Source organism: Flavisolibacter ginsenosidimutans, assembly GCF_007970805.1.
Lineage (GTDB): Bacteria > Bacteroidota > Bacteroidia > Chitinophagales > Chitinophagaceae > Flavisolibacter > Flavisolibacter ginsenosidimutans.
The window spans coordinates 3304955-3329750 of sequence record NZ_CP042433.1; the positions used below are offsets into that span (position 1 = coordinate 3304955).

General features: G+C 47.0%; 22 protein-coding genes. 8 read left to right on the forward strand and 14 right to left on the reverse strand.

All coding sequences use genetic code 11. From position 1 onward, the window contains the following. Positions 1-33 precede the first annotated feature (33 nt). A complete protein-coding gene (locus FSB75_RS13790) occupies positions 34-840 on the forward strand; it encodes an SDR family oxidoreductase (RefSeq protein WP_146788628.1) in 807 nt (268 codons plus the stop codon). A 225-nt stretch (positions 841-1065) separates the two neighbouring features. Further along, entirely contained in the window at positions 1066-3726 is a 2661-nt protein-coding gene (locus FSB75_RS13795; protein WP_146788631.1) for an MGH1-like glycoside hydrolase domain-containing protein, read from the forward strand. Between the two features lie 83 nt (positions 3727-3809). Here the strand turns inward: FSB75_RS13795 and FSB75_RS13800 are convergent, their stop codons facing one another. From FSB75_RS13800 to FSB75_RS13810, 3 genes are all read right to left on the reverse strand, one after another. Next, positions 3810-4445 (reverse strand): carbonic anhydrase, encoded by a 636-nt coding sequence (locus tag FSB75_RS13800; RefSeq protein ID WP_146788634.1) that lies wholly within the window; start codon positions 4443-4445, stop codon positions 3810-3812. Between the two features lie 12 nt (positions 4446-4457). Continuing rightward, on the reverse strand, positions 4458-6101 hold the full coding sequence (locus FSB75_RS13805; RefSeq protein ID WP_146788637.1) for a SulP family inorganic anion transporter: 1644 nt from the start codon (positions 6099-6101) through the stop codon (positions 4458-4460). Positions 6102-6194: 93 nt separating this feature from the next. Then, a complete protein-coding gene (locus tag FSB75_RS13810; protein ID WP_146788640.1) occupies positions 6195-6548 on the reverse strand; it encodes a hypothetical protein in 354 nt (117 codons plus the stop codon). A gap of 156 nt (positions 6549-6704) precedes the next feature. On the opposite strand from FSB75_RS13810, the gene acs reads away from it, so the two are divergent. Then, positions 6705-8627, forward strand: a complete 1923-nt coding sequence (gene acs, locus FSB75_RS13815) for an acetate--CoA ligase (protein ID WP_146788643.1) — start codon at positions 6705-6707, stop codon at positions 8625-8627. A 116-nt stretch (positions 8628-8743) separates the two neighbouring features. Further along, positions 8744-9739 (forward strand): DUF4365 domain-containing protein, encoded by a 996-nt coding sequence (locus FSB75_RS13820; protein WP_146788646.1) that lies wholly within the window; start codon positions 8744-8746, stop codon positions 9737-9739. 139 nt (positions 9740-9878) lie between these two features. Here the strand turns inward: FSB75_RS13820 and FSB75_RS13825 are convergent, their stop codons facing one another. The 5 genes from FSB75_RS13825 to FSB75_RS13845 form a co-directional block, all read right to left on the reverse strand. Beyond that, positions 9879-10463, reverse strand: coding sequence for a L,D-transpeptidase family protein (locus FSB75_RS13825; RefSeq protein ID WP_146788649.1), 585 nt, complete (start codon positions 10461-10463; stop codon positions 9879-9881). A gap of 359 nt (positions 10464-10822) precedes the next feature. Then, positions 10823-11647: an outer membrane beta-barrel protein gene (locus tag FSB75_RS13830; RefSeq protein ID WP_146788652.1), complete on the reverse strand. Its 825-nt coding sequence runs from the start codon at positions 11645-11647 to the stop codon at positions 10823-10825. Between the two features lie 19 nt (positions 11648-11666). Continuing rightward, positions 11667-12710 carry an anti-sigma factor gene (locus FSB75_RS13835; protein WP_146788655.1) on the reverse strand — a complete coding sequence of 348 codons (1044 nt, stop codon included), beginning with the start codon at positions 12708-12710 and terminating at the stop codon, positions 11667-11669. A gap of 10 nt (positions 12711-12720) precedes the next feature. Further along, positions 12721-13206 (reverse strand): RNA polymerase sigma factor, encoded by a 486-nt coding sequence (locus FSB75_RS13840; protein WP_146788658.1) that lies wholly within the window; start codon positions 13204-13206, stop codon positions 12721-12723. Positions 13207-13281: 75 nt separating this feature from the next. Then, complete coding sequence (locus FSB75_RS13845) at positions 13282-13497, reverse strand: hypothetical protein (protein ID WP_146788661.1); 216 nt, start codon at positions 13495-13497, stop codon at positions 13282-13284. Positions 13498-13700: 203 nt separating this feature from the next. On the opposite strand from FSB75_RS13845, the gene FSB75_RS13850 reads away from it, so the two are divergent. Next, positions 13701-14042 carry a DUF3127 domain-containing protein gene (locus tag FSB75_RS13850; protein ID WP_146788664.1) on the forward strand — a complete coding sequence of 114 codons (342 nt, stop codon included), beginning with the start codon at positions 13701-13703 and terminating at the stop codon, positions 14040-14042. On the opposite strand, the gene FSB75_RS13855 is transcribed toward FSB75_RS13850, so the two are convergent. Next, entirely contained in the window at positions 14039-15079 is a 1041-nt protein-coding gene (locus FSB75_RS13855; protein WP_146788666.1) for a nucleoid-associated protein, read from the reverse strand. The genes FSB75_RS13850 and FSB75_RS13855 overlap by 4 nt on opposite strands. Positions 15080-15285: 206 nt before the next feature. Here FSB75_RS13855 and kbl point away from each other — a divergent pair, with 206 nt between their 5' ends. Continuing rightward, positions 15286-16473: a glycine C-acetyltransferase gene (gene kbl / locus FSB75_RS13860; RefSeq protein WP_146788669.1), complete on the forward strand. Its 1188-nt coding sequence runs from the start codon at positions 15286-15288 to the stop codon at positions 16471-16473. Positions 16474-16553: 80 nt separating this feature from the next. Here kbl and FSB75_RS13865 read toward each other — a convergent pair whose 3' ends face one another. Then, the gene (locus FSB75_RS13865) at positions 16554-17162 is read right to left on the reverse strand and encodes a hypothetical protein (protein ID WP_146788672.1); all 609 of its coding nucleotides are present in this window, start codon (positions 17160-17162) and stop codon (positions 16554-16556) included. Positions 17163-17430: 268 nt separating this feature from the next. Between FSB75_RS13865 and FSB75_RS22235 the strand changes: the two genes are divergently transcribed. Further along, on the forward strand, positions 17431-17556 hold the full coding sequence (locus FSB75_RS22235) for a hypothetical protein (protein WP_262711927.1): 126 nt from the start codon (positions 17431-17433) through the stop codon (positions 17554-17556). A gap of 340 nt (positions 17557-17896) precedes the next feature. Here the strand turns inward: FSB75_RS22235 and FSB75_RS13870 are convergent, their stop codons facing one another. The 3 genes from FSB75_RS13870 to FSB75_RS13880 form a co-directional block, all read right to left on the reverse strand. After that, entirely contained in the window at positions 17897-19918 is a 2022-nt protein-coding gene (locus FSB75_RS13870) for a M13 family metallopeptidase (protein ID WP_146788676.1), read from the reverse strand. A gap of 105 nt (positions 19919-20023) precedes the next feature. Beyond that, a complete protein-coding gene (locus FSB75_RS13875; RefSeq protein WP_146788679.1) occupies positions 20024-20785 on the reverse strand; it encodes a T9SS type A sorting domain-containing protein in 762 nt (253 codons plus the stop codon). A gap of 21 nt (positions 20786-20806) precedes the next feature. Then, positions 20807-21355, reverse strand: coding sequence for a type VI secretion system tube protein Hcp (locus FSB75_RS13880; protein WP_146788682.1), 549 nt, complete (start codon positions 21353-21355; stop codon positions 20807-20809). 102 nt (positions 21356-21457) lie between these two features. On the opposite strand from FSB75_RS13880, the gene FSB75_RS13885 reads away from it, so the two are divergent. After that, positions 21458-22786 (forward strand): D-alanyl-D-alanine carboxypeptidase, encoded by a 1329-nt coding sequence (locus FSB75_RS13885; RefSeq protein WP_146788685.1) that lies wholly within the window; start codon positions 21458-21460, stop codon positions 22784-22786. A 1-nt stretch (position 22787) separates the two neighbouring features. Here the strand turns inward: FSB75_RS13885 and mutL are convergent, their stop codons facing one another. Then, positions 22788-24683, reverse strand: a complete 1896-nt coding sequence (mutL, locus tag FSB75_RS13890; protein ID WP_227990586.1) for a DNA mismatch repair endonuclease MutL — start codon at positions 24681-24683, stop codon at positions 22788-22790. Between the last annotated feature and the right edge of the window lie 113 nt (positions 24684-24796).

Here is a 24796-nt window from a genome sequence, read left to right on the forward strand (position 1 = left end):
TCTTACCTAGTTCTTACCTATAAATTTCTGAAAATGGACAAGAAGTTGCAAGACCAAATTGCCATCATCACCGGCGCCAGCAGCGGCATTGGCGCAGGCGTTGCAAAAGCCATGGCCGCCGTCGGCGCAACGGTGGTCGTCAATTACCCGGTGGACGCGGCTAAAGACATGGCCGAGGCCGTAAAGAATGAAATCACTTCATCGGGAGGCAAAGCCATTGTTTACAAAACAGACGTGAGCAAGGAAGAAGAAGTCAAGCAAATGTTTGCCGACACCGTTGCGCAGTTTGGGACGGTGGACATTTTGGTGAACAACGCGGGCCTGCAAAGAGACGCGCCGTTCACCGAGATGACGTTGGAGCAATGGAACTACGTGCTGAGCGTAAACTTAACGGGGCAGTTTCTTTGTGCCCGTGAAGCCGTTCGCGAATTTCTGCGCAGGGGCATCAGCAACAAATCAAAGTCGGCGGGCAAAATCATTTGCATGAGCAGCGTACACGAAGTGATTCCCTGGGCGGGCCACGCCAATTATGCGGCGTCAAAAGGCGGTATCATGTTGCTGATGAAAACCATCGCGCAGGAGTTTGCCTCCAAACGCATTCGCGTCAACAGCATTGCACCCGGCGCCATTCAAACGCCCATCAACCGCGATGCTTGGGACACGTCGGCGCATCTGCAAAATCTATTAAAGCTCATTCCGGAAAAGCGCATCGGACAAGTAGAAGACATTGGCAACGCAGCCGTATGGCTTGCCAGCGACGATGCGGATTACGTGAACGGAACAACCTTGTTTGTGGACGGCGGCATGACGCTATATCCGGGCTTTGTGGACAACGGGTAAAGCGGGATACGGCCCATCCCCCAACAACTATTCACTAAAGCGGGCAGATGTGCTAAAGCCCCTTCCCGGTGGGAAGGGGAGAACGAGTCGCGAAGCAAAAAGAAAACGTTCTGCTTTCAAGTTGATTGAATTAAAAATGAGTCACTGAAAAGCAAGGGCTGTGCCTTGGTGACCTTCCCACCGGGAAGGTCGGGATGGGCCGCTCCTCCATTTACAAAAATTCTCATGACCACCGAAGAACAACGTTTGCAAAAAGAAGGTTGGAAAATATGGGGGCCGTATGTGTCCGACCGACAGTGGGGAACCGTGCGTGAAGATTACAGCAAAAACGGCGACGCCTGGCATTACACAACGCACGACATGGCGAGAAGCAAAGCCTATCGCTGGGGCGAAGAAGGCATTGCCGGCATCTGCGACGACCGCCAGATCCTTTGCTTTGCGCTGGCACTTTGGAATACAAAAGACCCTATCATTAAAGAGCGATATTTTGGCTTAACCAACAGCGAAGGCAACCACGGCGAAGACGTAAAAGAACTTTACTACTACCTCGATTCCACGCCCACGCATTCGTACATGAAGACGTTGTATAAGTATCCGCAGGCGGAATATCCTTATCAACAATTGTTGCAGGAAAACGGACGAAGAACGAGACTTCAACCCGAATTTGAAATCATTGATACCGGCATCTTTAATGACGATAACTACTTTGATGTTTTTGTAGAATACGCGAAAGCCGATGCAGAAGACGTTCTCATTAAAATAACGGTGCACAACCGCGGCAAGAAAGACGTACCGCTGCACGTGCTGCCCACGCTTTGGTTCCGCAACACCTGGGACTGGGGCTACGACGATTATAAGCCGCAACTGCTTTCATCAAACAGCGGCGACGTAACGGTGCAGCACAAAGAACTTGGCGAATACTGCTTGTACTTCGATAAAAAAGTAGAAACGTTTTTTTGCGAGAACGAAACGAACAACGAAAGGCTTTACGGCACAGCCAACGCATCGAAATACACAAAAGACGGCATCAACAATTTTTTGGTAAACGGCGACGAAAAAGCGGTGAACCCCAATGCAACCGGAACCAAAGTAGCCGCCGATCACAAACTGTTGGTAAAGGCCAAAGGCAGCGAAGAATTGCGCTTGCGCCTTACCACAAAAACCGGAACAAAACCCTTTGCCGGTTTCGACGAATTGTTTGCCTTGCGCATCAAGGAAGCTGACGAATTTTATGCGGCGCTGCAAACAGAGATAACATCGGCTGATGAAAAACTGGTGCAGCGGCAAGCTTTTGCCGGCATGTTGTGGAGCAAACAATTTTATTATTACGACGTGGAGAAATGGCTTAAAGGCGACCCGGCGCAACCGCCGCCACCACAGCAACGAGAAGATGGCCGCAACCATGAATGGTGTCACCTGAACAACGCCGACATCATTTCCATGCCTGATAAATGGGAGTATCCCTGGTACGCGGCCTGGGACCTTGCCTTTCATTGCATTCCCTTTGCCATTATCGATCCCACGTTTGCGAAGCATCAATTGCTGCATTTGACCAAAGAATGGTACATGCACCCCAACGGTCAACTGCCGGCTTACGAATGGAATTTTAGCGACGTAAATCCGCCCGTTCATGCCTGGGCAGCCTTTCGCGTTTACACCCTCGAAAAAAAGACGGCCGGCAAAGGCGACGGTCCTTTTTTGGAATCGGTCTTTCACAAACTGCTGCTCAATTTTACCTGGTGGGTAAACCGCAAAGATGCACAAGGCAACAATATTTTTGAAGGAGGTTTTCTGGGTCTTGACAACATTGGCGTGTTTGACCGAAGCGCACCCTTGCCCACGGGCGGCTACATTGAACAAGCCGACGGCACAAGCTGGATGGCGATGTATTCGCTCAACATGATGCGCATTTCTTTGGAGCTTGCCTTGCACAATCCTGTTTACCAGGACATGGCCACAAAATTCTTCGAACACTTTTTGTACATCGCCAGTGCAATGGACAGCATGGGCGCCGATTCCGGCGGCTTGTGGGATGATGAAGACGGCTTCTTTTACGATGTACTCAGGCTTCCAAACAATCAAAGCGAAAAACTGAAAGTGCGCAGCATGGTGGGTTTGATACCCTTGTTTGCCGTAGAAGTATTGGACCACGAAATACTGGAAGCGCTGCCCCAGTTTTGCGTTCGTCTCAACTGGTTTTTGGACAACCGTCCTGGCCTTGCGGCGCTTGTTTCGCGCTGGCACGAAAAGAGCGAAAGCGAAAAACATTTACTGAGTCTATTGCGCGGTCACCGCATGAAAAAAATCCTTTGCCGCATGTTGGACGAAACCGAATTTTTGAGCGACTACGGTATTCGGGCTTTGTCAAAATACCACGAAGAACATCCTTACGAAGTGTGGGTGAACGGCGCTAAGTTTTCGGTTGATTACACGCCCGGCGAAAGCACCGTTGCTTTGTTTGGCGGCAACAGCAACTGGCGAGGCCCTGTGTGGATGCCGGTAAATTATTTGATTGTGGAAAGCCTGCAGCGTTTCCACTATTATTACGGCGATGATTTTAGAGTAGAATGCCCAACGGGCAGCGGGGTTTATCTTTCGCTGAACGAGATTGCCGATGAACTTTCGCGGCGTTTGTCGCGTTTGTTTTTGCTTGATGAAGACGGCCGCAGGCCTGTATTTGACGGTTACGAAAAGCTGCAGAACGATCCGCATTTTAAAAACTACGTTCTCTTCCACGAATACTTTCACGGCGACACGGGCAGAGGCCTTGGCGCTTCGCATCAAACCGGTTGGACCGGTCTTGTAGCCAAACTTTTACAACCGCGCAGAAACCCGATGGAAAAAATTAGGGAAGAGAAAGAAGCAGCAAGTGCCAACGAAGTTTAACTGCCTTTATCAACAGATTTCTCCATAAAAAAATCCCTTCGCTTGCAGCAAAGGGATTTTAAAAGTATAATACCATTGAGCGGTTACAAATTTTCGTACTCGTAGGTATCGTCAATGTGCGTGCCGGCCTGCATTTCAAACACGGGCTTGATGATGCCGTCTTTCAAGCCGTACACCCAGCCATGCAGGTGCGGCCGTTGCTCCCGCTTCCAGCAACGCTGAATGATGGTTGTCTTGGCCAAATTATAAACTTGCTCCTGCACGTTTAATTCCACCAGCCGGTCGCTGCGCTTTTCTTCGTCTTCAATGGCATCCAACTCGTCGCGGTGGTGACGAATCACGTCTTTAATATTGCGCAGCCACATGTTTAGCACCGGCTTGAAATCGGTTTTGGTAGCCGCAGCTTTAATGCCGCCGCAACCGTAATGGCCGCACACAATCACGTGCCGCACTTTCAAATGCGTCACGGCATAGTCAAGCACCGCCAACAAGTTTACGTCGGTGTTTACCACCATGTTGGCTACGTTGCGATGCACAAAAATTTCACCGGGTTGCGTGCCCGTTATTTTATCGGCCGGCACGCGGCTGTCGCTGCAACCGATCCATAAAAACTCAGGGGCCTGCAATTCTGCCAGCCGCTTAAAATAGCCCGGGTCTTCGGCTTTTTGTTCAGCGGCCCAGGCTTTGTTTTCCAACAGTAACTTTTCGTATGATTGCATATCAGGTTTTGTTTACCGGGGGCTAAAGGTAGCCGCTTCCGTTGTTTCTAAAATTGATTCTCTTTTCAGCCCGTTGTGCGACTTTGCGTTTTGTTCGTCCAGCAAGGTCTTGTTAAACCCTTGTGCTTTGTTGCCGCTGTACTTTACTTCTACGTGAATATTTTTCAGCGGTGCGTGTACGAGGAAGTGCTCGATCACTTCCACCACGTCTTTGTCAATAAAATCAGCACGGCTGGCGTCAATCAGCACCGATGCGTTCTCTGGCACTTCTTCCAGTTTGTTTTTAATGATTGGCTTGTTTAAAAACGAAACGTCTTTGCGCAAGCGAAACAAATAATGGTGCTGATCGTTCACCACAAAAACGGATGTTTTGAAATTGCTGCGCACCACAAAGAAAATTCCCACACCGATGCCGATGACAACGCCAATTAAAAGATCGGTGAGCAAGATGGCAAGAATGGTAATCACGAAAGGGAAAAACTGGTCCCAGCCTTTTTTGTAATAGAGTTTGAACAAAGAAGGCTTGGCCAATTTGTAACCGGTGAAAATGAGCACCGCCGCCAGCGCCGCTTTGGGAATGAGGTTGAGCAAAGCCGGAATAAAAGCAATGCTTACCAGCAACAGCAGGCCGTGAAAAACGGTTGACATTTTTGATTTGGCCCCCGCATTCACGTTGGCCGATGAACGAACAATAACCGAGGTTACCGGCAAGCCACCAATCAAACCCGAAAGCATATTGCCGATGCCTTGTGCTTTCAACTCCCTGTCCTTATCCGTTACACGCTGGTAAGGATCAAGATCATCCACCGCTTCAATGCTCAAAAGCGATTCAAGGCTGGCCACCAAGGCAAGCGTTACACCCGTTATCCAAATGTCCTTGTTCATCCAGACGCCAAAATCCGGCGCGGTAAAAAAAGAAAAAAACTCGCGGCTTGTTTGCGCCACCGGAATGTTCACCATGTGCTTTGGGTCAACGGCATAAGCAATACCCTGGTGCCTGAAAATTTCGTTGATGCCGATGCCGATCAAAACTACCACCAGCGGCGCCGGAATCAACTTGACGAAACCTTTTTTCTTCGCCACTATTTTCTCCCATATAAACTGAAAGGTCAAGCCTGCAAGGCCGATCAACACCGCCACCGGCGTGATGTAGTTTAATGCGTTAGCAACGGCTGAAAAAGTGTTTTCATTATTCGCTTGTACAAAGGCAACTTCGCCTTCTGGATTTGCATCGTAACCAATCAGGTGCGGCAACTGTTTTAAGATCAGAATCAACCCAATGGCCGCCAGCATTCCTTTGATCACGCTGTTCGGAATGTAATCGCCAATGACGCCGGCTTTTAAAAAGCCCAACAACAATTGCAGGGCACCGCAAATAACCACCGAAAACAAAAAGGCTTCAAAAGAAGGAAGCTTTAAAATGGCTGCTGCAACAATGGCGGTTAACCCCGCTGCCGGTCCGCTTACGCTTAACTGCGAACCGCTTAAAAGGCCAACTGCAATGCCGCCAACCATGCCGGCAATAAGGCCGCTAAACAAAGGCGCATTGGAGGCAAGTGCCACGCCCAGGCAAAGCGGCAAGGCCACGAGAAAGACTACGATTGATGCGGGCAAATCCGCACCCAGATTTTTGAGCGAGAAATTATTCTGCTTCATTACAAAAGAGTTTAAGGTCAATAAATGGATTACACCTGCGAACGGCTGTTCGTGGGCAAGCAAATCATCGAAATAAAAAATGAAAGATTGACCTTATGCTTTGGGCGGAGGAACGATTAAGTCGGGATGATAAGCGAGGTATAAATCAGAAGGGTGACACTTGTAGAAGGTAGAGACAAACGTAAAGGTTTGTTCCATTGCGTGCGCCTCGTGCAAGTATTCGTTCGGCATTGAAGAACCGCGTTCGGGCTTTTCTTCGTTGGTGTTGGTTAACGGATTGCTGTTGTCCGCGGCCGCTTTCTTTTCTGTTTTTTCAACCGCTGCTTTCCCTCGGTTTTGGCTTTCGTTCACGTAAGGCAAACAAACCGTAAGCCAAGCCAACAACAGCATGGCGAAGATGCTGTACACGACGTGCTTTGTACCGTATGATGATTTGCCTTTTTTCATGAACCGTGCAAAAATAGTGGCGACGTACTTACAAAAACGTTTCGGCGAAATAAATCGGCGTTAACAAAGTTTATATATAGAGCCAGTTCCTTTGCGCATATTTATTCAATGCTTGATTAAGAGATTTTTCTAAGTTTACGTTCCGAAAAATCAACTATGGCTTACCCTTATCAGATCCAATCGCTCGAAGAATATAAAACCGCGTATCAAAAAAGTGTAGAAGACCCGGAAGGTTTTTGGGCAGGCGTTGCGTCTGACTTTCAGTGGCGAAAAGGCTGGGACAAGGTTTTGGAGTGGAACTTCAAAGAGCCCAAAGTAGAATGGTTCATCAACGGCAAACTAAACATTACCGAAAACTGCATTGACCGGCACCTGCAAGAGTTGGGCGACAAGCCCGCGATTATTTGGGAGCCAAACAATCCCGAGGATAGAGTACGAGTAGTTACATACAATCGCCTGCACAAACGCGTTTGCCAGGTAGCGCAAATGCTGCGCAACAACGGCGTGAAAAAAGGCGACCGCGTTTGCATTTACATGGGCATGGTGCCGGAACTTGTTTACGCCGTTTTAGGTTGTGCAAGAATTGGCGCTATTCATTCCGTTGTCTTTGGCGGCTTCTCAGCGCAAAGCATTGCGGACAGATTGGAAGATGCGAAAGCTGAATTCATCATCACTGCCGACGGTGCCTTTCGCGGCGAGAAAGTGATACCGTTGAAGAACGTAATTGATGATGCGTTGATTGGCAACAAAACGGTGAAGAAGGTAATAGTGTACACCAGAACAAGAATACCGGTTTCAATGTTCAAGGGCCGCGACATTTGGTGGGAAGACGAAATGGAATACGCCGAAACACAGGTGGAAAAAGAAGGTGTGGTTTCTTTTCCGGCCGAAGAAATGGATGCCGAAGACCCGCTGTTTATTTTATACACATCGGGAAGCACCGGCAAGCCAAAAGGCGTGGTGCACACTTGCGGCGGCTACATGGTTTGGACGGCTTATACGTTCGTCAACACCTTTCAATACAAAAGAGGCGAAGTATTTTTTTGCACCGCCGACATTGGTTGGATAACGGGCCACAGTTACATTGTTTACGGACCGCTTGCCGCGGGTGCAACAGAAGTCATGTTTGAAGGCATCCCAACCTGGCCCGATGCGGGCCGCTTTTGGGACATCGTTGACAAGCACAAAGTCAACATTCTTTACACCGCCCCAACGGCCATTCGTTCGTTGATGGGTTTTGGATTGAAGCCGCTGGAAGGAAAAGATTTGTCCTCGCTGAAAGTACTGGGCACCGTTGGCGAACCGATTAACGAAGAAGCCTGGAATTGGTACGACGAGCACATTGGAAAGAAGAAATGTCCGATCGTTGATACCTGGTGGCAAACCGAAACCGGCGGCATTCTCATAACAAACCTTGCAGGAGTTACACCGGCCAAACCTTCGTGGGCAACGCTGCCCATGCCCGGTGTACAGCCTGTTTTAGTAGATGAAAATGGAAAAGAAATTGAGGGTAGTCCCGCATCGGGCAACTTGTGCATTAAAGCGCCTTGGCCTTCTATTCTTCGTACGACGTACGGCGATCATGAACGTTGCCGCCAGACCTATTTTTCTGCTTACGAAAATCTATACTTCACCGGCGATGGTGCGCTGCGTGATGAAGAAGGCAACTACCGGATCACGGGCCGCGTGGATGATGTGCTGAACGTGAGCGGACACCGCATTGGTACTGCCGAAGTGGAGAACGCCATCAACATGCACAGCGACGTGGTGGAAAGCGCCGTTGTTGGTTATCCGCACGACATCAAAGGCCAAGGCATTTATGCCTATGTTATTTGCAGCCACATTCGCGGCAGCGAAGAAGAAACGCGAAAGAATATTTTGCAAACCGTGAGCCGCATCATCGGGCCAATTGCAAAACCGGATAAGATTCAGTTTGTACCGGGTCTGCCAAAAACACGTAGCGGAAAAATCATGCGAAGGATTTTGCGCAAGATTGCGGAAGGCGAAAGCAATTTTGGTGATACGACGACGCTGCTTGATCCGGGTGTGGTGGAGGAGATTGCGAAGGGGAAGTTGTAAAGTAGTGCTACGAGATTGATATGGAGGAGTAATTGGTTTCGTTCGTTAGAACTTATAGTTTGTGTCTGCGTAGACCATAATAAAAGTTTGAAGCGTAATTTTCATAAAAACTGATAATGGTTTATAGCAGTGAAGAGAGAATAGGTGTTTATTCAGTCGCAAAAATTTTCACTGAAGATTTAGGTTGGATTTTTAGAGAACAGCCAATAAATGATTTTGGTATTGATGGATTCGTCGAGATAACAAGAATAAGTTTAAATCTAAAAGATCGGATCCCAATAGGAAAATTGATTGGTGTTCAAATAAAATCCGGAAAGAGTTTTTTTAAAGAGGAAAGCGACAATCATTTTGTTTTCCGTGGTTCGATAAAGCATTTATACTATTGGATCAATCATTCAATACCTGTTATATTGATACTCTATGATAAAGAAGCTCGTTTAGCTTATTGGGAGGAAGTCAATAAATCAACAGTTCTTTTTACAGGCAAAGGTTTTAAAGTAAATATTTCTAAAAGGAATTTAGTAGATATTGAAAACGCGGAGCGGTTGAAAAGCATTAGTTTTTTTAAAAACAGGTCTGAATATAAGTTATGGCAATTGCAAACATCAATAGAAGAGATTAGGTTATTAATAAGCGAAACTTTGTTTCTGTATATAGAAATTGATGGCATACCTAATTCGAATGATTACCATATTACATTGTTGCTCACTGATGAAAATTGCGAAAATCATGTTGAGATAATCTACCGCTATGAAGATGAGAACTCTAATCGCTTTGATTATTTTTTTTATCTCTCAAAAGAGACAAGCCTTAAGGAGGCCATAAACGATATTTTGCCTTGGGCTGATTTGTTTATTGACGGAGTTGCCTTTTCTGATGAATTATTAACTGAAACAATTTTGAGTGAAATTTTAAGTCTCAATCAAGAAGAGTTCACTCAAGATGTATTGGAATTTAAAGAGAAGAATTTATTCTTAAGCTTGGCCACTTATTTATGTAACTCATACTACTTTAAACTGGAATTAAAAGCAAATGATTTGGCATACACCTTTTTAAGCATAAATGATTTTCTAAGTAAAGAGCCAGTTGTTAGGCAGAGGATATTTTTATAATCGCATTTATAAGTTCAGTGATAGTGAGCTCGGCAGTACTGAATCAATTAGAATTTTTGAGCGCAAAAACAAAACAGCCTATCATAACGACAGGCCGGTTCAAAAACTTTCTTCAGTCTCACGTTTATCGTCTCACGTCTCACTTTCTTATCGTCACCGGCGTACCAACCGGAACATAGCTGTACAAATCTTCCACGTCGTTTCTTTTTAACGAGATGCAGCCGTTGGTCCAGTTTTCAAAACGGTCAATTACGTAATCTTCCCCCGGCCAGGTGCCGTGTATGCCCACGCCGCCGCCGGGTTTTGCCCACGAAGGAATTTCGCCGCGCTGTTTGCGGGCATTGAATTTATCGATGCTTTCTCTCGTGGGATAATCAAGCCCCATATAGCGGTCCCACTTGGAATGGACATTTTTTTGATTGATGTGAAAGCTTCCTTCCGGCGTATTGCGGTCGCCTTCCATTTTTTTGTCCTCCAGCGATTTGTTGCCAAAGACCACCGGGTAGGTAGCGTACCAGCCCTTCGAATCGTACACGCTTAACTCGTACTTGCGTTTGTCAATCACAATGTACATGGGCGACTGCGGCTTGGTGGAAAAGCGTTTGTGCGTAAAGTGCGTGTTGGCCAAATTGGTTGCGGCCGTATTTTCAATGGCCAATGGCTTTTTCAACATCATGCCTCCCGCAGCAAAAAGGCAGGTGGTTAAAAGAATGGTGGTTTTCATGTTTCCAGTAAGTCTTTATAAGGTTATCAGCATTGAAACGGCTAAGGACCGGGTTTTATTTTTTGCGTGAAAAACTTTTAACGAATCTCCGCAAACCCTTGCCCCTTGGCTCTTTGGGCCAGTGTGAATTCTTGCCGATGCCTTCCGAAAAAACAGCGCCAGTCTTTCACAAGTCTAAGCAAGATTCGGCGAAAGCAGAAAAAGAGGAGACGAAGATTTTAAAAATCGGGTACTTGTTACCGTTCGATGCTGGAAAGATTACGAAAACAGGAGAAAGTAAAAATTCAAAAGGCAAAAGTAAAAAGCGAAACGCTGTTACCATTCAGCGGCTTTCCCGTTTTTTATTTTTGCCTTTGAGTTTAGAAGTGACTGAAGCGGATGCCGATGTTGTACGGCGTTTGGTCAAGGCCTTTTTCCCACATGCTTTTTGTAGCCATCGAACCGTAAAGGCGTACGGGACCAAGGGTTAGTTCCGCAACGTAGGAGAGCTTGAATTTTTCGAGGTTAAAGTCATCGTGAAGCTTGGTCTTGTGACCGTCGTCCTTAATCTTTTGCCGGGCACTGTACAAATAACCGGCACTGATGCCCGCGCTAAAGCCAAAGCTGTTGTGACGCCGGGGTGCGAAATTAAAATTCAGCATCAACGGCGCGGTCACGTAATCGGCAGCCAGCTTGTTTTTACTGGCTTTGTCCAGCGTTGGATCAAAACTGATGACGGTTGGATTTTTACTGAAGCGCACCCGTTCGTCATCGAAGCGATAATTGTTCAACTCCACACCCAGGCCGTACTTCAAATTGACGTAATGCTTTACCAAATTCAGCTTCTGCATGAACACCCAAATGTTTACGTTCACCGATTTGCCTGTGCGCAAGTTTAACTGGTCTTTGCCGATGCCGGAGGTTACAAAGCCGCTTTGCTGCGCCGCAGCATAATTCGTGTTGTCGTTGTAATTGGCAAAGCCCAGGTCGAAAATGAACCAGTTGGTGCTTACGTTGGAAAGTTGGTTTCGCCGATGGCTGGTAATGGTTACCTCGCGGCTTTCGTTGCCGTCCTTACCCGGTTTTTTAATGATGATCATGCCGCCAATGCGAACGGTGTCGGTCTTTGCGCCGGTACTGTCCGATTGGGCAAAAGAAGTTAGCGTGGAGCCCGCAAAAAGGGCTGCAAGTAAAATTGTTTTCATACCAAAATTTCTTTGTTGATTATTTGAGTTTTAAAGCCACCGAACCAATCAGCAGTTCGTTGTCGGCGTTGGCTGTGCCGATGCCCGCTTTGCGTTCGATGAACCGTGACACCTTCCGAAAGAAGCCTCGTGCCGGCGTTTTTCTTGTGTCTTTGAAATCGCCGTCGGTTACTGCAGGTTCGCCGGCGTCTTCATCTGTGTTACGCACAGGAAGAGCGGATGTTACAGGTGTATGTGTGACAGATTCGTTAAGAGCAACGGCATCGCCAATATTTTGTTCCGAAACAAAACGGCTTGTGCTGAGGGGACTGATCTCATTTCGCCTGTCAACCGATTCATGCCCATTCATCAAAGCCGCTGTCTGTTGATCGTTGTTTTCGCTTTTCAAAATGGACGGTTCTTGTTTTCCTGGAAGGTGAGAATCTGTTGGCCGCATCACCAGGTTTTCTTTCAAAGGATTATTGTTTTGATTAACATCCTTCGCAACCGGCGTTGTTTCTTGCTTTATCGTCGGTTTTGTAATCTTTGTTGGAAGCTTAGCCACCACACTACCGTTGTTACCGGGCAATGATTTTTCGCCAGTGCGCAAATAGAACAACGTACCGAACAACAACACCACAACCGCTGCGGCAATCCGCATCCACGTTCCAAAAGGCACAACCTTTCTTTCGTGCCGGTACAATTCTTTTTTGTTTGGATAAGAAACGGTTTCCTTGCCGTCCAGTTTTGTTTGCAGCAGCAACGAATGTTGCAAGGCGAAATCCTTATCGGCCTTTATCTTCTCTTCAACAATTTTTCTTTCAGCCTTTGGCAATTCATCGTCTATGTAAAGCAAAAGGTTTTCGTCCACCGCGTTCAGCTTCATTGAGGAGGAAAGCAATTCTTCTTTGCCTGTAAATGATAAATTGTCAACCGGCAATTTTGTGCTCAGCAAGATCTCAAATTCTTCTTCCAGATGCGGATGCTGCGCAACAAAAGTTTCAACCATCGCCTTTCCCGCCGCATCCAGCTCGTTATCCATATAAAGGATAAAGTACTCTTCGTAATTACTTAGGCTGATCATATCGGCTGGGTTAAATGACATTTTCCATTTTTACCAAATAGCTTTTTAATTGCAGGCGTGCCCGGTGCAGGTAAACCTTCACCTGGCTTTCGTTCAGGTTCATGATGCGGCCAATCTCTTCGTAGCTGTAACCTTCGTAATCTTTCAGCATCACCAGCGAACGCTGCGTTTCGCTCAGCCGCGCCAGGGCTTTTTCCAATATTTCTCTTGCGTTATCAACGTGCCGGTGCGAAACTTTTGTGTCTTCGCCAAATTCTTCTTTCAGGTGCAGCCGCTTTACTTTGCGCAGGTGATCAATCATGCTATTGTAGGCTACGGTAAAAAGGTAAGCTTTGCATTTGCTGTTGTCTATTTCCTCTCTGTTGCGCCACAACTTTTCAAACGCGGTTTGCACCACGTCGCGGGCATCTTCTTCGTGACGAAGATTTTTCACAATGAACCGGTACACGTTGTCCGCATACAAATTCACACAGTCGTTGTATTCTTTTTCGGTCATAATACAGTTGGCAGCCGCCAAATACTTCTGTAATACGAGGAAGCAAACGGAAAGTTACAGCAAAGAAAAAAGAATTTACCGGAGCGAAACAAAGGAGAGAAAATGACGGGAGAAATCGTCCCAAAGCATTTGGCCGCCGCGGTGTTTTTGCGGAGCCATCTGGCAGCATTTTTTGGAAACGCTGCAAAGCGATTGCGTCTCGCGAAAAGCCGCAAACGAAAATGCAGCAATCAGCACAAACAGCAGGGTTAATCCAAACAAAGCTTTGTGTGTAGCGTTGGCCTTTTTCATGGCGCTGGTTTTGGGATATGACGAAGGTAGTTAGCGAAATGTTACAGGAGGGTGAAAAAAGTTCACCTGTTCACGTGTTTACCTGTTCGCTTGTTGAGCGTAATGTGCGCAGATGCGTTGCAAGAAGGGCACAGGCGTAAGCAAGAACAAGTAAACACGTGAACAGGTGAACAAGTAAACCTGTATTTACTTACTTTGCGCCCATGCAACTTACCGCAAAACTCGTTCAGCTTTTACCACTTCAAACCGGACAGGGAAAAAACGGCCCGTGGAAAAAACAAGACATTGTTGTAGAGACGGAAGGTCAATACCCAAAGAAAGTTTGCATTTCCATTTGGGGCGACAAGGCCGACGAAAAAGTGTTGCAGGTAGGCAATACGCTGAAGATTGATTTCGATGTGGAAAGCCGGGAGTACAACGGACGCTGGTACACCGACGTAAAAGCCTGGAAAGTGGAAGCCGCCGGCGGAACAACCTTCGACCACGATGCGCCGCCGTTTACAGACGAGGGCCCGATTGACAGCGAAAACGATTTACCGTTTTAAGCTTCATCCTGGTAAAAAATCTTGTAGTATTTTCTTCCGTCAAGGTCAACGCCTTTTTCAATGAGGTCCGTGCGGCCGTGCACGTAAATATGAAAGTTGCGGTCAAGTTTGATCACGCTTTTAAAAATGCGGCTTTGTTTTTTCACCGCCTCGGGTGAGATGTCGAATTGAGCGGCCAAATCAAAATCATTGTTCTCCACGTAACGCGAACCAAAGTTGCGGAAGGCATCAATGCGGTCGTCTTCAATAAACACCTTCGCCTGAAAATCGTCAATGTCAAAGCTCTCGTTGGTTTTAAAATAATCAATGCTTTTGTGCAGCAGGTTCACCTGTTCATTTTTACCAATGTGCATCTCCGTTTCCAGCGGGCCGGTAATGAATTGCTTGGTAAGATTTAAAAGGTGCTGCGTGTTGTGAAACTCGTTTTTCTGCGGCGAAAGCGAGAGAAACTTTTCTTTCCAATACTGCGCTTCTTCGCCGCGGTTCTGATTGTCGAAAAGCAGCACATCAAAGCCTTCGTCTTCTTTTTGATTAATGATCAAACAACCCTTGTCAATCTTTGTTAGTTCAATACCTTCCTTTAATTGTACGCCGATGTTTGCATCTGTTTGGTCAGCTTCCAAGAACAGCGTTTTGTTTTCGGTCTTAAATAACCCGATGGCTTTGCACATGCGGCTTTCAACCGGAAGCGCATCAAAGTAAGCCACGTACAATTCGCCGCCTTTTACTTTGGGATGCGTTGACTGGTTGTACAAATGCTTGGCAATGGCTTGCGAAACTTCTTCAAACAAATCGGCATCGCTAAATATTTGTTTGCAATAATTGTAAGCTTCATTAAACTGCAAGGATGATTCGTGGCTGAACTGGTGCCATTCAAAATTGTTCTTGAACCGCGACAAGAAACTATCACCTAAAATCATTTTCAAATCGTCACTCAATTCAAGCGTCTTTTGCGAAAGGTGCAAAGGGCCGGCGTTGTTCTTGTTGCCTACAAAGTGAACGATGAGGCTTTGGAGCGGTGTATTCTGGAGGTTCATAAGGGCGGCGAAGATAAGGAGACAGAATACAGGAGTCGGGAGTCAGGAGAGAGGAGAAAATATTTTATCGCCAAGACTTTTCTGTTTGGCGTGAGTTGTTCATTTCGATTTTGTCTTCTGTTGAATATTCTGCATTCTTCCTCCTGACTCCTGTATTCTGTCTCCTGTCTCCTCTCCCTATCTTCGCCGCTTCAAACCATGCTTGTATGAACGAAAAATTTGTTGGCCGCCTTCGCACCGAAATAGACGAAATAAAAACCTCCGGCCTTTATAAAAATGAACGCATCATCACCTCGCCACAGGGTGCCGAAATAACCGTGAACGGCAAAAAAGTTTTGAACTTTTGCGCCAACAATTACCTCGGCCTTTCCTCGCACCCGAAAACCATCGAAGCCGCACACAAATACCTCGACAGCCGGGGCTACGGCATGAGCTCCGTACGTTTTATTTGCGGCACGCTTGACATTCACAAAGAACTCGAAGAAAAGCTTGCGGAATTTTTAGGAACAGAAGACACGATTTTATACGCCGCTGCTTTTGATGCTAACGGCGGCGTGTTTGAACCGCTGTTCAACGAACAGGATGCCATCATTTCCGATGCACTGAACCACGCTTCCATCATTGACGGCGTGCGGCTTTGCAAAGCGCAACGCTACCGCTACGAGCACAACAACATGGATGACTTGGAAGCAAAGTTGAAAGAAAGCGCTCATTTGCGCAGCCGCGTTATCGTCACCGACGGCGTGTTCAGCATGGACGGAACCATAGCGCAACTTGATGTGATTTGCGACCTCGCCGACAAATACGACGCGATTGTGATGGTGGATGAAAGCCACGCCTCGGGCTTTATGGGAAAAACCGGCAGAGGCACGCACGAACATTGTGGTGTAATGGGCCGCATTGACATCATCACCGGAACCTTGGGCAAAGCGCTGGGTGGCGCCAGCGGCGGCTTTACCAGCGGACGAAAAGAAATCATTGACATCCTTCGCCAGCGCAGCCGCCCTTATTTGTTTTCCAATACGCTTGCGCCATCCATCACCGGCGCATCCATCGCGGTGTTGAACATGCTGAGCGAAACAACGGAGTTAAGAGACAAGCTCGAAAGAAACATCACACACTTCCGCGAACAGATGACGGCCGCCGGCTTCGACATCAAACCCGGTACACATGCCATTGTGCCCATCATGCTGTACGATGCCGTCGTTGCCGCAAAATTCGCCGACGCACTTTTGCACGAAGGCATTTACGTAATTGGCTTTTTCTTTCCCGTGGTACCGAAGGGGCAAGCGAGAATTCGTGTGCAAATCAGTGCGGCGCACGAGCCCGAACATTTGGACCGCGCCATAGCTGCGTTTACAAAAATTGGAAAAAAACTCGGCGTGATTAAGTGAGAAAGGATATTTAGGTACTGCGATATTCAGATATTTCGTTACTAACAATATCGCAGTATCTAAATATCCCGATATCTACTTTACAACTTCAGGTCAAGGTTTTGCGCCGCTTCTTTCAAAGCCGAAGGTTCCATGTTGCGGCCATTGAGTGAAACCAGCAGACGGTCGTTCGCAAAGTACATCAGCGAAGATTCCTTTTGGTCTTTCTTGTAATTTTCAACGGCCTTGCCACCTTTGAAATCAACGGTCTTGGTGTATTCTTTTTCACTCTCCTGCTGAACGTTCATGGCGCTCCAATACGTAAGTGTGTACATGCCTGCACCGGCTTCGCCCGCACAATCGTAAATCATCACTTTTAAATCCGTTGTGTCGTCTTTTTTATAGTCGCCTTCAACCACGGCATAACCTGCGGCGCTGTTGGCGTTGTAATTGGTGCGTTTGATGCCGTTCAGCGTTTCGGGCAGCAAGGCTTTTAATTGGTCAAGACTAAGCGGTTTTAGCTTTTTTAATTCCTCCGTTTTCTTCGTCATTTCATCGGTGCCTTCCTGCATTTTTTTGAGGTTGTTCATGTCGTAGGTTGTCGTAGTGGTGGTGCCGTCTTCGTTTTTGTGTGCGTCTTTTACTTTGGCGTTGCCGCAAGCTGTTAAAAAGAATGCGGAAGCAAGTGCGGGAAAGAGGATTTGTTTCATGATCGTTAGGTTTTGATTTAAAATTGCTGTTCTTAAAAATACTCTTATCGTTCAACAGCCGCAACTATTTTTTGCGGGAACTACGCAATGTTCCAGCCCTCGTAAATTTCCGATTGCGGCCGCGGAAACCGCGTTTTATTTTTGTCGGTGCAATAGAGGCACCGTGTTTGCGTTTTGTGAGCGCACCAATTCAAATTCTGTTGATGAACCGTTTCTACTCCAGTCCTTTTTAAAGCCAGTTACTAACCAGTTTAAAAATTACGTACACATGAAACGGATTCTTCTCCTTGCAGGCCTCGTAACCGTATTGATTCTTTCGCTTTCCTCCTGTGCTTCGCAACGCGACTGCCAGGGCCGCAGCCACGTAAGGCTTTCCAACGGCGTAGTGCTCTAATAAAATATTTGTTTGCTGTTTTTTGTTACCGGCTTTGGTAATTCTGTTCAGCAGTCGTTGCGTCGCACACTTGTGCGCCTTGTTCACTATGCAGTATTGTGCACGTGTATTTATCGCCGGTGATAATTCTAACAGCACCAAGCATAGCGAGGTATTTATGAACCGAACCGTAGAAAAGATTGAAAGAAGAAAAGCTGTTAACTCCTTGTTCAATAGAATTACCGAACCTCAAAACGGAGCGTCGCAACAAAAATTCAATAGTAGCAAAGGGGCCGGTTCATAAAAAAACTCAATCAGGATTTCTGATTGAGTTTTTTCTGCTTGTTACACAATTATAGTCTTACCAAACTTTGATGCGTTTCTCCGGTGCAACATAAAGTTTGTCGCCCGCCTGCACGTTGAAGGCTTCGTACCAGGCGTCGTTGTTTACGACAGCGCCGTTTGCACGGTATTCGCCGGGAGAATGCGGGTCGGTCAAAATTAATTGAGATGCTGTTTCAGGCACGGTGTTGTTGCGCCAGATTTGCGCCCAGCTTAAGAAGAAGCGTTGCTGTGGTGTGAAGCCGTCAATCTTCTTGCCTTCCTTAAACTGTTTTGTTTTGGTGAAGGCTTCGTAAGCAATGCTCAAGCCGCCGATGTCGGCAAGGTTTTCACCCAGCGTCAGTCTGCCATTAACGTGAATCGTATCCAACACAGTGTAAGCGTTGTATTGATTCACCACTTGTTGTGTTTTTGCTTTGAACTTTGCTTCGTCTTCTTTCGTCCACCAATTATCAAGGTTGCCGCTGGCACCGTATTGTGCGCCCTGGTCGTCAAAACCGTGTGTCATCTCGTGGCCAATTACCGAACCGATGCCGCCATAGATGATAGCGTCGTCGGCACCAAAATCAAAGAAGGGGAACTGAAGAATACCGGCGGGGAAAGCAATCTCATTGTTTACCGGGTTGTAATAAGCGTTAATGGTCGGCGGTGTCATGCCCCACTCGGTGCGGTCAACGGGTTTACCCAAACGGTTTACCATGTAGTCATAGCTCCACGTAGCGCTGCTGCGCAGGTTCGAAACAAAATCAGCCCCGTTGATGGTTATGCCCTGGTAGTCTTTCCATTTATCAGGATAGGCGATTTTTTTGGTGAAAGCGTTCAGCTTTTGCAAGGCCCGTTGCTTGGTGGCTTCACTCATCCAATCCAATCGCTGAATGCGTTCGGCAAAGGTTTGTTGCAGGTTGTTCACCATTTCCTGCATCCGCGTTTTGGCTTCGCCTTTAAAATATTTCTGCACGTAAAGTTGACCGAGCAGGTCGCCAAGGGTGTTGTCAATCAAACCGCTCATGCGCTGCCAGCGAGGTGTTTGTTCTTTTTGACCGGTAAGTACCTGGCTCAGCTTGAAATTCTCGTTCACGAAAGCGCTGCTCAAGTAAGGCGCGGCTCCTTTCAAAACATTCCAACGCAAATAGGTTTTCCAATCTTGCAAGGGAAGCGCTGTAATCAACACGTCGGCGGTTTTCAAAAAGGCAGGATTGCCAACCAGCACGCTGTCCACGCCGTTCACTTTCATTAGCGGAAACAGGCTGCTCCAGTTCAGTCCCGGTGTCAGGTTGTTCAGGTCTTTAACCGAAAACTTGTTATAGGTTTTATAAGGATCACGCATTTCCACACGGCTCATTTGCGCTTTGGCCAGCGCTGTTTCAATGCGCAGAATGGCATCGGCACTGTAAGCCGCATTGGCAGCGTTTTCTCCGATGAGTGAGAACATTCTTTCCACGTGATCGCGATAGGCTTTGCGAATAGCCGTGCTTCTTGCATCGTCTTTCAGGTAATAATCGCGGTCGGGAAGTGTGGTGCCGCCTTGTCCGAGTTGCGGGATGTAAAGATTTACATTTTTACGGTCTTGCCCGATGAACATGCCAAAGAGCGGAGAGCCCAAACCTTTGGTACGCATGGTGGCAATTTCGTCAATTACTTGTTGCTTGTTGTTGAGCGCAGCCAAGTGATCCAGGTCGGCTTTGATCGGCGTGTAGCCGCGGGCTTCAATGGCGGCAGAGTCCATACCACTGCGGTAGAAGTCGCCGATCATTTGCGTAGCGCGGTCCTTGCCCGTGTTCTTTTGCGCATCTTGCAAAAGTGCTTGTAGGCGTTGGCTGCTTTCTTCGCGCAGCACATCAAACGAACCCCAGCGGGTTTTGGAAGCGGGAATGGGGTTTTTCTTGATCCAGCCGCCGTTGGCGTAGAGGTAAAAATTATCGCCCGGCTTTACGCTCAGGTCCATGTTGGCGGGATCAATGTACTTGGGCTTTTTGTCGTTGAAAGCGAAAGCCGCCGTGGCCACCGCACCAACCGTTAGCACTTTTAAAAAAGCATTCATGTGTGTTGTAATTTTTAGGTTGCTAATTTACAGAATCCGGCCAGCCCGCAAGCCAACAAAGCGTTACAAGGTTTTTTTAATACGCAAGAAGAATGTGAAAACTGCTTAGTTTTTGAGAAACTTGGCTGATAAAAAATTTTCGGAAGGCGTAAAAATCCGGATCAGGTAAGTGCCGCTTGCAAGCGTACGAACGTTCCAGGCGAAAAGAACGGCACCGGTTGTAAATACGGTTTGCTTTTGCTGTAGCAAGTGACCGTTAACGTCATAAAGAAAAAGAACGGTCGTTCCGCCTTTGGATAGATTCAGCAACAACTGTAGTTCCGCTTGTGCAGGATTGGGATACACGCTTGCAAATTCTTCCTTTCTGTACCCTTTCACCGCCACTATTTTTGAATAGGAATATTTTCCGTCTGCGTCTATCTGCTTCAGGCGGTAATAAGAGATGCCGGTAAAATCATTCCGGTCGCGGAACTGGTAGCGGGCCGAAGCCGTTGTACCAACAGAAGATTGCACATAGCCAGCCTTACCAAAATTGCTTGCGTTGCCAAAGGACCGCTCCACGTCGAAGCCTTTATTATTTATCTCATTGGCTGTTTCCCATTTTATAAGAGCAGTAGAATCGTTGAGCCGTTCCCCTTTAATGTCCAGCCATTTTACCGGTAGCGGCGTGCAAACGGCCGTGCAGTTGTCGGTTGTTTTCTGCATTCTTCCCAAACTAACGGGCTGAATGATTTTGGGGAGCTGCATCTTTTTAACAAGGCTGTCTTTTAGGTGCGTAGGTCTATAAAAAAGCACGGGACTTTTAAACTGGCCATAGCCTGTCAACAACAGCAAACAGCCAACGGCAAATAAATACAGGCGGCGCATAAAATTGGTTTTAGAAAAGAATCAGAACGAGAACCATTCAACATTGCTTTGAATATCCCAGCCAAATTTGACCGGTGTTCCGGGAGCACCTCCGGAGAGTTGCGGCGTATAGGTCCAGCCGATGCGTTGGGGAGCGAGGCTCAGGCTAACTGCATTAGATTCCGTTCCTGTACCGCTTTCCTGAATACTTAAGAGTTTCACCTGTTCAATGTGGATTTTTAGGTAGTCAAACGTGGCGCCCGGTTTTCGGAAGTAAACATCAACCGACTGAAGCGTTTGCCCGTTGTACATCACCCGCCGGAGTGGGTTGACTGATTTGTCAAGGAAAATCATAAAGTTCAAAGGACTTGTGACAACAGGACATCCCGAGCCTGTTGCGCAAGCTTCGCTCCCCTGCGAGAAAGAAAGGCCCTCGGTGCTGTTTGGATAGACAGTGGATGCCGACTCCCCGGGAATGGGTGTGCCGGATTGATCGACAAATTTCAGGAAGATGGAAGCCGTGGACTGTGCCTTTGTGTGCATACTAGCTGACAGCAGGCAAACGAGAAGAAGAGTGGATAGAATTTTCATAATCGTTTATTTAACGGTGAAAATTCAAAGGCTGCTGTGGATCGGCAAAGGATAAAGCGAAGGAGTACTTTAAAGGTAGATATTTATATTCGTTATTTGCTTATGCGAAATATTATTCCCCTTTTTATTGCGGTCAACGTTTTTTTTCTTTCGGGGTGCGGTACAGCGAGTAAACTTGAGAAGTCGGCGCGGGAAGATGTGCTGAGCAGCGAAGCTTTGAAGACGGCACACGTGGGCATTAGCGTGTACGAACCGGCAACGGGCAAGTATTGGTTCAATTATCAAGGCGATAAATATTTTGTACCGGCAAGCAATACAAAGATTCCGACGTGTTATGCGGCGATGAAGTATTTGGGAGATAGTTTGGTGGGTTGGTATATAAGAGAAAGCGACGACACAGTTTATCTTAAACCAAACGCTGACCCTACATTTCTACATCCTGACTTCAGTAAACAACTGCTTTTCAAACTCCTCCTTACGACAAAGAAGAAAGTATCTTATGAAATTCCAGACAATGTTCAGTTCAAAAGGTTTGGTAGCGGATGGTCTTGGAACGATTATGCGGAGCCCTATATGGCCGAACGAAGTCCCATGCCGATATACGGAAACTTGGTAACCTTTACGATGTACGGAGATAGCTTGAATGTTATACCCGCCTATTTTAAATCATCTAATTTTTTTCCGAGTAGTTCTAGTGGCTACGGAAAAAACATTGACATTACCAGGTTGAAAAGCACAGACAATTTTATCGTTCAGAAAACCTCGACCCCATTTCTTCGAAAACAAATTCCATTCACCGGTGCAGACAATGCAAACGTTGAAGAAATTCTATTGCTCGATACAATCTGGAAATTGAGAAAAAACTTCCTGATGTATTATCATGGCCCCTATTTGCAAATCAAGTATAATAAGTTTCACTCCCAACCCACCGACTCTCTCCTTCGCCCGATGATGCACCGTTCCGATAATTTCTTTGCCGAACAATCGCTTTTAATGGTCAGCAATGAATTACTGGGTTACATGAACGATGAAAAAATCATCGACACACTTCTCAAAACCGATTTCAAAGACCTCCCGCAAAAGCCCCGCTGGGTGGACGGTTCGGGACTTAGCCGCTACAACTTGTTTACGCCACAAGACTTTGTTTTCATTCTCAACAAAATGAAAAACGAGTTTGGAATGCCGCGCATCAAAAATATTCTTGCCACCGGCGGCGAAGGCACATTGAGCAATTATTACCCAAAAGAGAAAGGCTTTCTTTACGCCAAAACCGGGTCGCTTTCCGGCGTCGTTGCGCTGAGTGGTTTTCTTACCACCAAAAAAGGAAAAGACTTAATCTTCTCCGTGCAAGTAAATAACCACAACGGTTCGGCAACAGACGTGCGAAGAGCCGTGGAAAAATTCATCGAAGGAATACGGGAGAACAATTGAGCTATCTTCCAAACATCTTTTCTAACTGCTCTTTCCTGAATTCGACATACGTTGGTCGCCCCGATGGAGAGGCACTGGGTTGTTTGCAATTGAACAGATCTGTCATCAAGGTTTCCATTTCTTTTTCCGTGAGCGAGGCGCCGGGCTTCACGGCCTGTTGCCATGCCAGTGTGCGCAAAAGCATTTCGCGTTTGGGCAATTTGGCTTCAAGGTTAAAGTGCTTGTACTGCTCCAGCATTTTTTCGAGTGCCGCTTTTTCATTGCCTGCGTCCACATCGGCCGGTGTGCCCTGAACAACGAAAGCGGTTTTACCAAAAGGCTCAACGGTATAACCCAGTTGCTGCAAATCGGGCAGCAAGCTGCTGAGCAAAACCGCATCGGCAGGAGTCAGTTCAACCGTTGCCGGAAACAAGCTGCGTTGTGTGGCAATGGCCTTTCCCTCTATAGCCGATGACAACTTTTCATAAATAATTCTTTCGTGTGCGGTCTGTTGATGAACGAGTAAAAATTTATCGTCGGCGGAAGCAAGAACGTAAGTGTTGAAGAGTTGCGAGAAGCCGGAGAACGTAAGTGATAAATCATGAGTAGTGAGTTGTGCCGCTTCAATCGCAGGCTGCTTGCTCATTGCTTCGTCCAACTGCAACAACTGTTTTGTTAGCGATACAAAACCCGAACTTTCGTTTTGCCCGTTGCCGATTGTCCACTGCCGGTTGCTTTCTATCCGGTGCGCCTGTGCCGCTTCGGTAAAGGTTTGAAAGATAGAACCGCTTTTTGTAGCGGCTTGCTTGTCTTGCGTGAATGGTTTTTGAACGGATTCGAGGCTTTGAATGGAAGCGTCTAATTCAAAATCGAGCGTGGGTGTAATGCTGAATTGCGCCAGTGCGTGTTTTACCGCGGCCTGCACAAAAGCATAAATGATTTTTTCGTCTTCGAATTTTATTTCCTGTTTGGTAGGATGAACGTTTACATCCACTTGCGTCGGGTCCAGGTCAATGAACAGAACGTAGGCCGGGAAAGCATCCGCGCCAATCATAGCCTGGTAGGCGCTCATGACAGCATGGTTCAAATAAGCACTGCGAATGAAACGGTTGTTCACAAAAAAGTATTGATCGCCTCTTGTCTTCTTCGCCGTTTCGGGCTTGCCCACAAAGCCGTAAATGTTCAGGTAATCCGTGTCTTCTTTTACCGAAACAAGTTTTGCGTTGTAATTGCTCCCCAGAATTTGCAGGATGCGTTGCTTAAGATTGCCGGCTTCCAAATAAAAAACCTGTTGGCCATTGCTGGTAAGCGAAAAGAAAATGCCCGGGAAAGCCAAAGCCACACGAATGAACTCGTCCACCACGTGCCGCAGTTCGGCCGTATTGCTTTTTAAAAAATTGCGGCGTGCCGGCACGTTGAAGAAAAGATTCTTCATGCAAATGCTGGTGCCCGCGGGCGAAGCAACCGGGGATTGTTTTTTGACAAGGCTGTTTTCAATTTCAATACAGGTGCCTACTTCGTCTTCGGCTCTTCGTGTACGCAATTCCACTTGCGCAACAGCGGCGATGGAAGCCAGGGCTTCGCCGCGAAAACCCATGGTGCGAATGTGAAAAAGGTCGTCAATGTTTTTGATCTTGGAGGTAGCGTGCCGCTCAAAAGCCATGCGTGCATCGGTTTCGCTCATGCCCGCGCCGTTGTCCACCACCTGCAACAGGGTTTTGCCCGCATCGTTCACAAACAATTTGATTTCCGTTGCACCGGCGTCAACGGCGTTTTCCAACAACTCTTTTACGGCGCTGGCGGGACGCTGAATGACTTCGCCGGCAGCAATCTGGTTGGCAATGTGATCGGGAAGGAGACTGATTCTATCGGCCACGGGTTCGCTTTCTTGTGCCGTAAAAATAGGGGATTGAACCAAGAGCTTGCAGTGAAGGTTGCCGTTTGGCAAGAGATTCAGGTACCGAAGAAGCGCAAGGCTAAGGGCTTTTTCCTACCTGTGAAAGATTTTTCCACAATTGCTTTTCCTTTTTG

Bases quoted from the DNA above. Each gene is read 5' to 3' on its own strand.
- FSB75_RS13790 (WP_146788628.1), top strand. From the start codon at position 34: ATGGACAAGAAGTTGCAAGACCAAATTGCCATCATCACCGGCGCCAGC.
- FSB75_RS13795 (WP_146788631.1), top strand. From the start codon at position 1,066: ATGACCACCGAAGAACAACGTTTGCAAAAAGAAGGTTGGAAAATATGG.
- FSB75_RS13800 (WP_146788634.1), bottom strand. From the start codon at position 4,445: ATGCAATCATACGAAAAGTTACTGTTGGAAAACAAAGCCTGGGCCGCT.
- FSB75_RS13805 (WP_146788637.1), bottom strand. From the start codon at position 6,101: ATGAAGCAGAATAATTTCTCGCTCAAAAATCTGGGTGCGGATTTGCCC.
- FSB75_RS13810 (WP_146788640.1), bottom strand. From the start codon at position 6,548: ATGAAAAAAGGCAAATCATCATACGGTACAAAGCACGTCGTGTACAGC.
- acs (WP_146788643.1), top strand. From the start codon at position 6,705: ATGGCTTACCCTTATCAGATCCAATCGCTCGAAGAATATAAAACCGCG.
- FSB75_RS13820 (WP_146788646.1), top strand. From the start codon at position 8,744: ATGGTTTATAGCAGTGAAGAGAGAATAGGTGTTTATTCAGTCGCAAAA.
- FSB75_RS13825 (WP_146788649.1), bottom strand. From the start codon at position 10,463: ATGAAAACCACCATTCTTTTAACCACCTGCCTTTTTGCTGCGGGAGGC.
- FSB75_RS13830 (WP_146788652.1), bottom strand. From the start codon at position 11,647: ATGAAAACAATTTTACTTGCAGCCCTTTTTGCGGGCTCCACGCTAACT.
- FSB75_RS13835 (WP_146788655.1), bottom strand. From the start codon at position 12,710: ATGATCAGCCTAAGTAATTACGAAGAGTACTTTATCCTTTATATGGAT.
- FSB75_RS13840 (WP_146788658.1), bottom strand. From the start codon at position 13,206: ATGACCGAAAAAGAATACAACGACTGTGTGAATTTGTATGCGGACAAC.
- FSB75_RS13845 (WP_146788661.1), bottom strand. From the start codon at position 13,497: ATGAAAAAGGCCAACGCTACACACAAAGCTTTGTTTGGATTAACCCTG.
- FSB75_RS13850 (WP_146788664.1), top strand. From the start codon at position 13,701: ATGCAACTTACCGCAAAACTCGTTCAGCTTTTACCACTTCAAACCGGA.
- FSB75_RS13855 (WP_146788666.1), bottom strand. From the start codon at position 15,079: ATGAACCTCCAGAATACACCGCTCCAAAGCCTCATCGTTCACTTTGTA.
- kbl (WP_146788669.1), top strand. From the start codon at position 15,286: ATGAACGAAAAATTTGTTGGCCGCCTTCGCACCGAAATAGACGAAATA.
- FSB75_RS13865 (WP_146788672.1), bottom strand. From the start codon at position 17,162: ATGAAACAAATCCTCTTTCCCGCACTTGCTTCCGCATTCTTTTTAACA.
- FSB75_RS22235 (WP_262711927.1), top strand. From the start codon at position 17,431: ATGAAACGGATTCTTCTCCTTGCAGGCCTCGTAACCGTATTGATTCTT.
- FSB75_RS13870 (WP_146788676.1), bottom strand. From the start codon at position 19,918: ATGAATGCTTTTTTAAAAGTGCTAACGGTTGGTGCGGTGGCCACGGCG.
- FSB75_RS13875 (WP_146788679.1), bottom strand. From the start codon at position 20,785: ATGCGCCGCCTGTATTTATTTGCCGTTGGCTGTTTGCTGTTGTTGACA.
- FSB75_RS13880 (WP_146788682.1), bottom strand. From the start codon at position 21,355: ATGAAAATTCTATCCACTCTTCTTCTCGTTTGCCTGCTGTCAGCTAGT.
- FSB75_RS13885 (WP_146788685.1), top strand. From the start codon at position 21,458: ATGCGAAATATTATTCCCCTTTTTATTGCGGTCAACGTTTTTTTTCTT.